Genomic DNA, 12,257 nt, shown 5'->3' on the forward strand with positions numbered 1-12,257 from the left:
GGCGGCGGCGAGCTCTTCCGGCCGGTCGGCGCGGTGCAGCTCGATCCCCATGCGCGTGACTCTATGGCAGCGGCCCGTTCGTGCCGACCGGTGGTGCTGCCCTCGGTCGTGGTCGGTCGGTGCCGGTCGGGGCCGGGCCTTCGACTATCGGGCCGCGGCTGGATAGTGGGTGGTGGTCGGGGGGTTGGGTCCTCGACTATCCGACCGCGGCTGGATAGTGGGTGGTGGTCGGTGGGTCGGGCCCTCGACTATCCGACCGCGGCTGGATAGTGGGTGGTGGTCGGGGGGTTGGGCCTTCGACTATCGGGCCGCGGCTGGATAGTGGGTAGTGGTCGGAGGCCGCGACGCAGCGGGCGGGGCCGAGTCCAGGAAGTACGCAGCACCCGAGGACTCGCCGTCCGGGCCAGAATGGGCGGTGACCGGGAGGGCAGGGTGCAGCGGTGACCCCGAGATGGTGGGCTCTGGCGGCACTGGTCGTGCTCGCCGTCGCACTGGCCGTTGCGGGGGTCGTGCTGGTGCCCTGGCGGGTGCCGCGTCCGGACCGTGCCGACCGGGAAGCGGCGTTCCGCGAGGTGCCGCCCGACGTGGTGACCAAAGGCCGGGCGCTGCACGCTGCGCTGCGGCCCGCCTCGTACGCCTCCCGGCTGGTGGGACTGGTGGTGGCGATGTTGCTCGGGTTCACCCCGGCGGGCGCCCGGGTCGTTGCCTGGGTCGGTCGGCCGTTTGCCGGGCAGTGGCTGGCCGAGGCGGTGCTGGGCGGGCTTGTCGTCCTGGCGATGCCGTGGCTGGCCCGGCTGCCGTTCGGCGCGTGGCGCCATACCGTGCTGCGCGGCCACGGGCTGTCCACCCAGGGCTGGGGCGGCTGGACGGTGGACCTGCTCAAGAGCTGCACCATCGCCGTCGTGACGGGTGCAGCCGGGCTCGCCGGGTGCTACGCCTTGACCCGGTTCGTTCCCGACTGGTGGTGGGCGTACGGCGCGGTCGGTGCCGCCGCGCTGGTGGTGCTGCTCTCGTTCGTCTCGCCGGTCCTCCTCGAACCGGTGTTCAACCGGTTCGCCCCGATGCCCGCCGGGCCGTTGCGTGACGAGCTGGTCGCGATGGCGGCCCGGGACGGCCTGCCGGTGCGGGACGTGCTGGTCGCCGACGCCTCGCGCCGCACCGTCGGACTCAACGCCTACGTGTCCGGCCTCGGGGCCACCCGGCGGATCGTGGTCTACGACACGTTGTTGCACGCGGCGCCGGCCGGTGAGGTACGCAGCGTCGTCGCACACGAGCTGGGGCACGCCCGCAACCGGGACCCGGAGCTGGGCGCCTGGCTGGGGGCGATCGGCGCGGCGGCGACGGTGGTGGCGCTCTACCTGCTGGGCGGGTGGGACGCCCTGCTCGGCCGGGCCGGGGTCGGCTCCATCGGTGCGCCCACGGCCATCGGGTTGGTGCTCGCCGTGACCGCGGTGGCCGGCCTGGTCACCGGCCCGGCGACGAACCTCGTCTCCCGCCGCATCGAGGCCCGCACCGACCGGCACGCACTGCGGCTGACCGGTGACCCCGTGGGCTTCGTCGCGATGCAGCTGCGCCTGGCCCGGGTCAACCTCGCCGATGTCCACCCGCCCCGGATCGAGTACCTGCTGTTCGCCACGCACCCGGACACCGTGGAGCGCCTGGCCGCCGCGCGGGCGTCCGCGAGCAGCACCTGACCACCCCCCGGCGGCGACCGTAACCGTGGGGCCGGTACGCGCTGTGCGAGACTCGGGAAGATGCAGACCCGCTCGCATGAGGTCGAGCTGACGACCGACGAGCTGCGCGCTGTCGCCGGGTATGCCGTGTCGTGCGCCGAGCCCGTTCTGGTCGTCTTCCAGAAGGTCCGTCCCGACGACCCTCGCCCGGCCGCGGCCCTGCAGGCGGCGCGGGTCTTCGCCGAGGGGGCACCGCGGTCGCGGCTGCAACGCAGCGCCGCGACCGCCGCACACCTGGCGGCCAAGGTGGCCGCGAGCGAGGCCGCCCGGCACGCAGCGAGCGCCGCAGCGGACGCCGCGGCGGCGGCATACCTGCACCCGCTGGCGAAGGCGACGCAGGTGCGCCACATCCTCGGGTCGGCCGCCCACGCCGCCCGCGCCGGCGAGCTGGCCCGCGGCGACGACCCGGTGGTCGCGGAGTACCTGGTCCACGGCGCCGCCCGGCGCGCCACGCCGGTCGTCGTGGACGTGCTCACCCGCTACCCGCGGGCACCGGCGGGCCGGGGCCGGGTCGCCGTCCTGATGCGACGGCTCGACAGCCTGTTGCGCGACCCGCCCCCGACCCCGCGCGTGGTCGACGACCCCGGGCCCTTCTTCCACGGCACCAGGGCCGACGTGCGTGCGGGCGACCTGCTCACTCCGGGCTGGTCCTCGAACTACGGTTCGGGCCGCCTGGCGAAGCACATCTACCTGACCGCCTCACGCGAGGGTGCGCCACTGGCCGCCGAGCTGGCTCGTGGGGACGGCCCCGGCAGGGTCTACCGGGTCGAGCCGCTCGGCACGATCGAGGACGACCCGAACGTCACCGACAAGCGTTTCCCCGGCAACCCGACCCGGTCCTACCGGACCACCGCGCCGCTGCGGGTGCTCGAGGAGGTGATGGGCTGGACCCCGCCGCCACCGGAGCTGGTCCGGCGGATGCGCGAGCGGATGGCCGAGCTGGCCGAGCTGGGCATCGAGGCGATGGACGACTGAGGTCCCCGCCCCGCACCCCGACCGGGACCACGCGCGGGGCTACAGGAACTCGACCGGGTCGAACTCCTCGATCGGGATGACGCGCACGCGCGGCAGCCGCTCGTTGAAGGCCTTCACGTCGTACTCGAGGTCGAACGCCTCGAGTCCCTTCGCGCCGAGCTCGACGAAACCATGGTTGCGGAACTCGACGAAGCCGACGACGCCGACCCGCCGACCGTCCAGCAGCTCCCGGACCTGGTCGACGAAGTCGCCGTCGTGGCTGACCAGCAGCACGTCCGCGGCGCGGTGGCCCAGCTCGGTGAGGGTCCGCTGGATGGCGATGTCGACCACCTTCTCGCCGGGCCCGCCGGACAGCGCGACCGGCCGGTAGCCGATGGCCAGCAGGGCCTGCACGAACGCCATCGGCAGCTCGTTGTTCGCCGCGAGGAAGAACAGGCCGGTGGTGGGGTTCCCCCAGCTCTCCCGCGCGAACTGCAGCAGCCGCTCCCAGCGTGGGCGTTCCTCGGGGCGGGGACGCCGGCCCAGGATCGAGGTCCCGAGAGTGGCGTCGATGTTCTCCCCGTCCACGAGGACGTACGTCTTGCGCGGTTCCTCGGCCATGTGACGAGGCTAGCCGGGAAGATGTCGGTAGCCGGACCACGGCCGCTCGGCCCGGGTCGGACACGGCACGCACCGACGACCAGGAGGAGCCATGGACGTATCAGAGGTGGTGGCCGCCCACTACGGGAGCGGTGACCTGACCAGCGCGATCCTCAGGGCGCTCGACGAGGCCGGAGTCGACACCACCCGTCTCGCGGTCGGCGACCTCGGGGCCCTGGACCAGCTCCATGCCGGCTTCGCGGCGGCGACCCGGGTGGTCCTCGAGCACCTCGGCGTCGTCGAGGGCACCCGGCTGCTCGACGTCGGCTGCGGGCTCGGCGGGGCCTCCCGGATGGCGGCGCACGAGTTCGGCGCCATCGTGACCGGGTTCGACCTCACGCCGCAGTTCGTCGCTGCGGCCACGGAGCTGACCGCCCGCATGGGCCTCGCCGACCGGGTGGAGCTCCAGGTCGCGCCCGGGGACCACCTCCCGCTCGCGGACGGCAGCCGCGACGCGGCGATGATGATCCACGTCGGCATGAACCTGCCGGACAAGCGGGCCGTGTTCGCCGAGGTACGTCGCGTGCTGCGTCCCGGCGGGATCTTCGCGGTCTACGACCAGATGCGGGTCGGCCCGGGGGCGCTGACCTTCCCCCAGCCCTGGGCCGACGGCGTGGGGTCGTCGTTCGTCGAGAGCCCGGACCAGTACGCGGAGCACCTCGCCGCCGCCGGCTTCACGGTGCTCGCAACGGTCGACCGGACCCCCGAGGTGCTCGGGCCGCCGCCCCCGTCCGCCGGGGGGCTGACACCCGCCGTCGTCCTGGGACGGGGCTTCGTCGACCGGTTGCGGAACACCGAGGCGGACATCGCAAAGGGCAGGCTGGGGGCCGTCCTCGTCACGGCCAGGGTCGAGTGAAGGCGTCGTCCGCCCTCGGCTGAGGTGCCGGGGCCCGTCCTCGCCGCGGGCATCCTCCCGATGTGCCCGGCTACCTCAGGCGCGCAGGCTCGGGGCATGAGTCCGAGTCGAGGAGACGCCGCGCCATCCGTGCCGACGGTCGGCCCACCCGTCCGACGGGCCACCGCCCGGGAGCGACTGCTGGACCGCATCCGGAGCGTCACGCGGCGGCGTCGTCCCGAGCCGGTCCGCGACGACCCGCCGCGCGCGCGTGACACCCAGGTGGTCATCGCCGGCACCTCGGTCTGGACCGGGGTGGCCGACCCGCGCCGCGGGAGTTGGTGACCTCGCTGGAAGGGAGCTCGGCGGCATACCCACAGGAGGTATGCCGCTCAGCCCGTCTCGGCGTCACCGCCGGGACCGCGCGGGCGAGCCGCTCCGTCCGCTGCGCTGGCGTGCGTGGGCCACTCGCGCCCGGTTCGCCTCGCGGGCTCAGCGCAGCAGCTCCCAGTGCAGGCTGTCGGCGAACGAGCCGTTCGCGAGCTCGTCGGTGGCGTGCTCCCTGCCGTACTCGACGAACCCGACGCGGTGCAGGACCCCATTGCTGGCCGCGTTGTCGGCGGCCGTCCCGGCGGTGAGCCGACGCAGCCCGAGCCCGCCGCGCCCCCGGGGCGTGAAGGCATGCTCGATCGCGAGGCGGCAGGCGGCCTGGGCATTGCCCAGGCCGCGGGCGCTGGGCACCAGCTGGTAGCCGATCTCCGCCGCGTCGCCCGTCAGCTCGCCGACGCGGGTGAAGATCGTCAGCTGGCCGAGCGCCCGGTCGGTGCGGGTGTCGGCGATGGCCCACTCGACGGCCTGCCCGAGGGCCATCAGCTCGCGGCGATGCTCCAGCCACGGGCCGAAGGTGTCGGCTGACAGGAGCACGTGCTGGGGGAACCAGTGGGCCGGGTCGTGGCGGTCCTCCGCGAACGAGGCGCCGTCGCCGTCGCGCCACGCCCGCAGCCGGACCTGTGCGCCCTCCAGGGTCACCGGCACGAACCACGGCAGCCGGGGTGCCAACGGGTCACCGGCCGCGAGGCTCGCGTGCCAGGCGTCGAGCCCCGGGCCGTCGGGGTCCGTGCCGTCCGGGAGCACGCTGGGCAGGGTCGCGTGGAAGGTGAACCCGGTCGCCCACGCGACCCGTCGGGAGGCCCAGTTGCCGACGATGGCCCGCCAGTGGACCCGGGCGAGCGGCCTGCCCCACGGGCCCCGGTCGAAGGCGAACCCCGCAACGAGCCGGACCGCCCGCGACATGACTCCCCGACCTCGCGCGGCCGGGTGCAGGGCGTAGCCGATGGACGCGCAGTCCCACGACTCGCCCGGCCGCAGGTCGATCGTCCCGGCGTAGCCCGGGCCGTCCGCCGGCTCGATCGCCCAGTGGCGGTTGCCGTGGGGGTCCGCCCAGTCGCCCATGACCCGCTCGACGAACGCGACCGCGTCGTCCCGGGTGTAGCCGCGCGGCACGGTCGTCCAGCGCAGCGAGGACTCGTCGGTGCACTGCTCGACCATCGCGTCGAGGTCGTCCCGAGTGTGGGGGCGCAGCGTGACGACCCCGTCGGTGAGCACGGGTCGTGGGTCGGTGGCCATGAGGCAACTCTGGCAGCAGCCGGCCGGGCAGGTCGATTCGTGAGCCGGGGGACTGGCGGCGCGGCGCCCCGCGCCGTAGCCTCCACGCCACCGGACACACGAAGGACGAACGATGGCCCAGACCGAGCTGGAGCGCACCCGCGAGTGCCTCCTGCGCGTCGGCGCGGCCCTGCTGGCCGGGGGCGCACCCGGCCCCGAGGTCGAGGAGCAGGTCGTGGCGATCGGCCGGCTGCGCGGCATACCGGACGTCCGGGCCGCCGCGACCCCGACGGGGGTGTTCGTCAGCACGACGCCCGAGCACACCGTGGCCTTCGAACCGGTCACAGGAACCCTCCGGTTCGAGCAGACGACGCTGGTCCAGGACGTGATCGACCGGCTCGTCGCCCACCGTCTCGACCCGTCCGCTGCCGTGGCGGAGCTGACGGCCATCGAGCAGCTCCCGCCCTCGCGGCCGGCCTGGCTGTGCGACCTGGCCATCGGCCCGATCGCCGTCGGCATCTGCGCCATCCTGCAGCCGACGTGGCGCGACCTGGGCGCGGCGGCGGTGGGGTCCCTCCTGCTCGTCGCCCTGGTCAACCTCAGCCGCCGATCGCCTCTGGTCCGAACGCTGCTGCCCCTGCTCGCCGCGTTCGCGGTGACCTCGATCGTCCTGCAGCTGGCCGTCTGGTGGCCGCTCGACGGCACGCTGCGCACGGTCGTGTCCACGATCGCGGTGCTGCTGCCCGGCTCGATGATCGTGACCGGGATGACCGAGATCGCCACCGGGGCGGCGGTGGCCGGCAGCTCCCGGCTCGTGTCCGGCACGGTCCAGCTGGTCCTGTTCGCGGTCGGGATGTTCGCGGCGGTCGCGGTGCGCGGGGCACCGCTGACGGTCCTGACCAACGCCCGCGCCGACGACCTGAACCCGGTGGCCCCGTTCGTCGGGATCCTGCTGGTCGGGATCGGCATCGTCATCAACGTGGCCGCCTCCCGGCCGGCCATCCCGTGGATCCTCGCCGTGCTGCTGCTGACCTTCGCGGTGCAGTATGCCGGCCAGTCGGTGTGGGGGGTCACGCTCGGGGCGCTCGCGGCTTCTGCGGTCGCCGGCCTGTCCGCCTCGATCGTGCCCTGGCTGTCGGGCCGGCCGCTGCGCCTGGTCGTCTACCTGCCGGCGTTCTGGCTGCTCGTGCCGGGCAGCCTCGGCCTGCTCAGCACCGCCCAGATCGCGACCGGGCGCGCCGACCTGTCCGCCGTGACGGGAGCCGTCGCGGCTGCGGTCGCGATCGTCGTCGGCACGTTGGCCGGCTCCGCGGCAGGCCGGGCGCTCGATCGCTGGCTCGGGCGACGCGCGCCCGGCCGGGCCGACGTCGCCGAGGTGCCCGACGTCGAGCGGCGCTAGGCCGGTCGGGCGGGGCGAGTGTGCAGGGCGAGTCGGGCCGGGCGAGTCGGGCCGGGCACGTCGCCGGGGCCCGGAGTGTGTGGTCTGCGTCGGCCGGTCGCCGGCTGTGCGCGGTTTGCGTTGCGGGACCGGGGGTGTGCGTGGTTTGTGTCGCCAGGACGACGCGAACCGCGCACAGCCCGGCGCCTGCCGGTGCCCGACCTGATCGCCGTCGGCACCTGCCGGTCCGGATCCTCGCGAAGGCCTGGACCCGTGGGCGCGTCACGATGGTGTCATGTGGCCGACCAACCCCACGGAGCTCGGCATCGCCCAGGACCGTCTCACGGGCCTGACCCCTGTGCCGTGGCGGCCGGGGGCCGGGTGTCGCCAGGTCGACGGGGGTGACGCGGCGGGTCCGGCCACGTCTTCGCCGCCCGACATGGCCGCGCCGCTGCCGTCGGGTCCAGCCAGGCCGCTGCCGCCCGACGCGGCCGCTTCTTCGCCGCCTGACCCGACCTGGCTGGACGAGGTCGCCCTCGGCGCGTGCTGGACGTGCTTCCCCCGCGGCCTGGCCGGACCGGGGGCCGCGGGTGACCCGGCCTGGACCGCCGCCGTGGTCCTGCGTGGCTCGCAGGTCCTCGATAGGCAGACCCTGCGGGGCGCCGCGGCAGCGCCATACGTGCCGGGTCTGCTGGCGTTGCGGCTCGGCGCCCTCATGGAGCCAGCCGTGCGCAGCCTCGCGCGCCGGCCGGAGGTGCTGCTCGTCGACGCCACGGCACGCGACCATCCTCGCCGGGCCGGGCTGGCCCTCATGCTGGGCGCGCAGCTCGACCTGCCCACCATCGGGATCACGCGCCGTCCGCTCGTGGCAACCGGCCACTGGCCGGACGACGACGATGGCGCGACGAGCCCGCTTCGCATCGGCGACGAGGTCGTCGCCTGCTGGCTGCGCACCCGCGCGGGCTCCAGACCCGTCGCGGTCCACCCGGGATGGCGGGTCGACCTGGACACGGCGGTCGCGGTCGTGGCGTGGACCACCGAACGGCACCGGACGCCCGAGCCGCTCCGGTGTGCGCGTCAGGCCGCCCGGAAGGCTCGCCAGGGTTGACGGACCACAGGATCGGTATGCCGCCGACGGTCGGGCTCGTCACTAGGCCCGGCTCGGCGGCATACGGACAAGGGGGTGGCGACCGGACCCGCGAGTGTTGCACGCTGGGTCGATGCCCAGGCACACCGCGCAGGCAAGCTATACGACCCGCCCTCTCACGACGGACACGTGGGGCGACTTCGCGGCACTCGTGGAGGCGAACAACGGCGTCTGGGGTGGCTGCTGGTGCATGGGGTTCCACCCGGCGGGCTTCAGCGGGGGGAGTGCCGAGGCCAACCGTGAGAACAAGCGGGCCCTGGTTCAACGGGGAGAGGTGCGCCAGATCCTCGTCTACGACGACGAGCAGTGTGTCGGCTGGTGCCAGTTCGGCACTCCGACGGACCTGCCGAACATCAAGAACCCGAGGGCCTACGACAAGGACCTCGACACCCTGCCCGACTGGCGGATCGGCTGCGTCTTCACCGGCAAGGGCCACCGGCGCGCCGGCGTCGCCCGGGCCGCGGTGTCGGGCGTGCTGGAGGCCGTCGCCGCAGCCGGCGGTGGGGTCGTCGAGGCCTACCCCGAACAGGTCGAGAGTCGCGCGCCGCAACAGGGTGCCTACTTCCACACCGGTCCGGAGAGCCTGTTCGCAGAGCTCGGGTTCGAGCGGTGCCGACGAATCGCCAAGTGGCGCTGGGTCATGCGTCGTCACGTCGTGCCCGACCCCGACGCCCGCCCGGGATGACCGGGTGAAACGCCGGGCGCCGCTGGACTCCGCCCGGGCCCCTTGACAACATCTAGAATCAATTCTAGTTTTGGTCTCACCACCAGAAGCTTGGAGATGAGCCATGACCAACGCCGTCATCGTCGATGCCGTCCGCTCCCCGTACGGGAAGCGCTTCGGGGACCTCGCCGGGCTGCACCCCGCGACCCTGCTGGGACGGGTGCAGCAGGGCCTGCTCGACCGCCTCGATCTCGACCCCAGCGCCGTCGAGCAGGTCATCGGCGGCTGTGTGACCCAGGCCGGGGAGCAGTCCAACAACGTCACCCGCAACGCCTGGCTGGCCGCCGGCCTCCCCGAGCAGGCCGCGGTCACGACGATCGACTGCGCCTGCGGGTCCTCGCTCCAGTCGGTGCACCTCGTGGGCGCGCTCATCGCCTCCGGCGCCATCGAGGTGGGCATGGCCTCCGGCGTCGAGAGCATGAGCCGCGTCTTCCTCGGGGCCGCGGGCGGCGAGTCGGGCAGCCCGTACCCGCCCAGCTGGGACGTCGACCTGCCCGACCAGTTCACCGCCGCCGAGCGCATCGCCGAGCACCGCGGCATCACCCGCGAGCAGGTCGACCACCTCGGAGTGCTCTCGCAGACCCGGGCCATCGCCGCCTGGGACTCCGGCGTCTTCGACCAGCAGGTACTGCCCGTCCTGGCGCCCGTCCTCGACGACACCGGTGCGCAGGTGGGCGAGAAGGAGGTCCGCCGCGACCAGGGGCTGCGCCCGAGCACGCCGGAGTCGCTGGCCAAGCTGGCACCGGTCATCGAGGGCGGCATCCACACCGCCGGCAACTCCTCGCAGATCACCGACGGCGCCAGCTCGGCGGTGCTGATGAGCGAGGAGCGCGCCCGGGCACTCGGTTACACCCCGCGGGCCCGGATCCGCTCGTCGGCCATGGTCGGCAGCAGCACGCACTACCATCTCGACGGCCCGGTCGACGCGACCCGGAAGGTTCTCGAGAAGTCGGGCATGAGCATGGCCGACATCGACCTGGTCGAGATCAACGAGGCGTTCGCGTCGGTGGTCCTGTCCTGGCAGCAGGTCACCGGCTTCGACCTGGACAAGGTCAACATCCACGGTGGGGCCATCGCTCTCGGTCACCCGGTGGGCTCGACCGGGATCCGCCTGATCCTGCAGGCGATCGACGCCCTAGAGCGCACCGACGGCAGCACGGCGCTGGTCACCCTCTGCGCCGGGGGTGCGCTTGCCCCGGCCACGATCATCGAGCGGATCGGCTGAGCCCGACCGGCGCGAGGCGGCCCGCGCCGGCATACCTCAGCGGCGCTCGCCGTCAGCGCAGCTGCGTCGCCAGCTGGGCCCGCAGTGCCGTCAGCTCGGGTGACAGTCCCGTCGACGGGGCCGCCGACCGCTGCTGCGCCACCGTCGCCGACGGGTCCGGTTGCGGCACCGGGTCGCACTGCAGGTCGGAGCGGTTGCCGGGCCTGCGCTTCGGCAGGGCGCCCGTCGCGAAGTAGGCCGCGATGGCGTCGTCCGTGCACGCCACCCCCGACAGCGATCCCGCGTGGGTCGTCCCGCCGACCCCCTCGATGAGCCTCGACCTGGGGAACAGTCGCCGCACGACGAGGCTGCCTTCGTATGGCGTCGCAGCGTCGTTGGTCTCGTCGATCAGCAGGATCGGTGCCACGCGGGACCCGTCGACCCGCACGGGTCTGCCGGTCCGGCCGGCCCAGTTCAGACATGGCGCGTTGTACCAGGCGTTCGCCCAGGTCTCGAACGGTGCCCGGACGTAGGTCGCCCAGTTGTCCCGCCGCCACCTCGGCCAGGCCTGCGGCCACCTCACGTCGGTGCACTCGACCGCGAGGTACACGGCATACGTGTTGTCGGCCCCGGGGCCCTGGCCGTTGGACGCGTCGTAGAGGTCCTTGATGCCGGAGAAGTCGCCGGCATTGACCGCGGCGTCGAAGGCGGCGCCGACATCCTCCCAGCCGTAGACGTAGTAGCCGGCCTGGAGGAACGCGTCGGTCCACTCGTCCGGACCGACGAGGCCCCCGGCCTGCGGGTGTGCCCGCAGCTGGTTGAGCACCCGGTAGTAGGTGCGCTCCACAGTGGTCCCGTCATCGCCGAGGTGGTAGACGTCGTCGTGCTTGGCCACCCAGTCGAAGTAGATGCCCATGTTCTTCTCGAAGGCGATGTCCTGGTCGAGGTTCGACTGGTACCACACCCGCCGTGGGTCGACGTTGCTGTCGAGGACGAACCGCCGCACCCGGTCTGGGTGGAGGGTGGCATAGACTTGGCCGAGGTAGGTGCCGTACGAGAAGCCGTAGTAGTTGATCTGCCGCTGTCCCAACGCGATCCGGATGCTCTCCATGTCGGACACCCAGTCGGTCGTCTTCATGTGGTCGAGCAGCGCGCCCCCTGCCGCCGCGCAGTCCTGTGCGTAGCCCTTCGCCCTGGCTCGCCAGGTCTTCTCGAGCACCCGGGTCACCGGCACGTAGTAGGGTCGGTTGTAGCCGAAGTAGTCGCCGTCGCACGTCAGCGACGGTTCGCTCGAGCCGACCCCGCGCGGGTCGAAGCCGATCCAGTCGTAGGACTCTCCGGCGTCGTTCGGGATGAACTTCTGCAGAATCGACAGGACCAGGCCGGACCCACCGGGCCCGCCCGGGTTGACCAGGGTCACGCCCTGGTACTCCGAGTCCGGGGTGGTGTGCTCCATCCGCGACACGGCGAGCGCGATCTTGCGACCCTGGGGCCTGGCGTAGTCGAGTGGCACGACGAGCATGCCGCACTCCGCGCCGAAGTCCTCAAGTGTCTCGTCGGCGCACGTGCCCCAGTCGATGGGCGGCGGGACGTATGCCGCTGGGTTGGATCTGCCCGACGCCTTGGCGGGCGCGCCTTGCGTCGAGGACGCCGCAAAGAGCCCACTGAGCCCGAGGGCAGTGGCGGCGACGACGCTGAGCAGTCTCTTCATGATCGCCTTCCTTGGACAGTGAGGGAGAGTGAGAGATGGAGAGCGAACTGGCCGGATCTTCGCCCTACCCACTGTCCTCGCACCGAACGGTGCGTGGAAGGTCTCCGCACGGTGGATCGAGCTGCGGATCCTGGGCTGCCGAGACTCGCGTGGGGTCCGATCGCGTCGGCCGACGGGAAAGCGGCATGGCTCCGCCAGCAGGATGGTGGCGTCCGGCCGGGGGCCGCCGCTAGTGGGCATCTTCGTTAGTTCGTTGGGGGCTAGGCTGGGCGCGGGCTGTCGAGCGGCTCGTGTGTGTCGAGGCGT

The 12,257-nt window shown here is 73.2% G+C and carries 11 protein-coding genes; 8 read left to right on the forward strand and 3 right to left on the reverse strand.

The window, feature by feature from the left end; translation table 11 throughout:
* Positions 1–440 precede the first annotated feature (440 nt).
* Together WMI84_RS12845 and arr are read left to right on the forward strand one after the other, a co-directional pair.
* Positions 441–1,694: a M48 family metallopeptidase gene (locus WMI84_RS12845; RefSeq protein WP_347353747.1), complete on the forward strand. Its 1,254-nt coding sequence runs from the start codon at positions 441–443 to the stop codon at positions 1,692–1,694.
* A gap of 60 nt (positions 1,695–1,754) precedes the next feature.
* Positions 1,755–2,708, forward strand: a complete 954-nt coding sequence (gene arr / locus WMI84_RS12850; RefSeq protein WP_347353749.1) for an NAD(+)--rifampin ADP-ribosyltransferase — start codon at positions 1,755–1,757, stop codon at positions 2,706–2,708.
* Positions 2,709–2,747: 39 nt separating this feature from the next.
* Here arr and WMI84_RS12855 read toward each other — a convergent pair whose 3' ends face one another.
* Positions 2,748–3,308: an NYN domain-containing protein gene (locus tag WMI84_RS12855; protein ID WP_347353751.1), complete on the reverse strand. Its 561-nt coding sequence runs from the start codon at positions 3,306–3,308 to the stop codon at positions 2,748–2,750.
* A 91-nt stretch (positions 3,309–3,399) separates the two neighbouring features.
* Here WMI84_RS12855 and WMI84_RS12860 point away from each other — a divergent pair, with 91 nt between their 5' ends.
* Together WMI84_RS12860 and WMI84_RS12865 are read left to right on the forward strand one after the other, a co-directional pair.
* Positions 3,400–4,203, forward strand: coding sequence for a methyltransferase domain-containing protein (locus tag WMI84_RS12860; protein ID WP_347353753.1), 804 nt, complete (start codon positions 3,400–3,402; stop codon positions 4,201–4,203).
* Positions 4,204–4,299: 96 nt separating this feature from the next.
* A complete protein-coding gene (locus WMI84_RS12865) occupies positions 4,300–4,527 on the forward strand; it encodes a hypothetical protein (protein ID WP_347353755.1) in 228 nt (75 codons plus the stop codon).
* Positions 4,528–4,674: 147 nt separating this feature from the next.
* Here the strand turns inward: WMI84_RS12865 and WMI84_RS12870 are convergent, their stop codons facing one another.
* Positions 4,675–5,808, reverse strand: coding sequence for a GNAT family N-acetyltransferase (locus WMI84_RS12870; RefSeq protein ID WP_347353757.1), 1,134 nt, complete (start codon positions 5,806–5,808; stop codon positions 4,675–4,677).
* A gap of 112 nt (positions 5,809–5,920) precedes the next feature.
* Here WMI84_RS12870 and WMI84_RS12875 point away from each other — a divergent pair, with 112 nt between their 5' ends.
* The 4 genes from WMI84_RS12875 to WMI84_RS12890 all read left to right on the forward strand — a co-directional run bounded on the left by WMI84_RS12875 (position 5,921) and on the right by WMI84_RS12890 (position 10,261).
* Positions 5,921–7,186 carry a threonine/serine exporter family protein gene (locus WMI84_RS12875; protein ID WP_347353759.1) on the forward strand — a complete coding sequence of 422 codons (1,266 nt, stop codon included), beginning with the start codon at positions 5,921–5,923 and terminating at the stop codon, positions 7,184–7,186.
* Positions 7,187–7,460: 274 nt separating this feature from the next.
* Complete coding sequence (locus tag WMI84_RS12880) at positions 7,461–8,273, forward strand: endonuclease V (protein WP_347353760.1); 813 nt, start codon at positions 7,461–7,463, stop codon at positions 8,271–8,273.
* Between the two features lie 112 nt (positions 8,274–8,385).
* Positions 8,386–8,997 (forward strand): GNAT family N-acetyltransferase, encoded by a 612-nt coding sequence (locus WMI84_RS12885; protein WP_347353762.1) that lies wholly within the window; start codon positions 8,386–8,388, stop codon positions 8,995–8,997.
* Between the two features lie 103 nt (positions 8,998–9,100).
* Entirely contained in the window at positions 9,101–10,261 is a 1,161-nt protein-coding gene (locus tag WMI84_RS12890) for a steroid 3-ketoacyl-CoA thiolase (protein ID WP_347353764.1), read from the forward strand.
* Positions 10,262–10,313: 52 nt separating this feature from the next.
* On the opposite strand, the gene WMI84_RS12895 is transcribed toward WMI84_RS12890, so the two are convergent.
* Positions 10,314–11,951: an alpha/beta fold hydrolase gene (locus WMI84_RS12895; protein WP_347353765.1), complete on the reverse strand. Its 1,638-nt coding sequence runs from the start codon at positions 11,949–11,951 to the stop codon at positions 10,314–10,316.
* Between the last annotated feature and the right edge of the window lie 306 nt (positions 11,952–12,257).

The organism is Intrasporangium sp., assembly GCF_039812505.1.
Lineage (GTDB): Bacteria > Actinomycetota > Actinomycetes > Actinomycetales > Dermatophilaceae > Intrasporangium_A.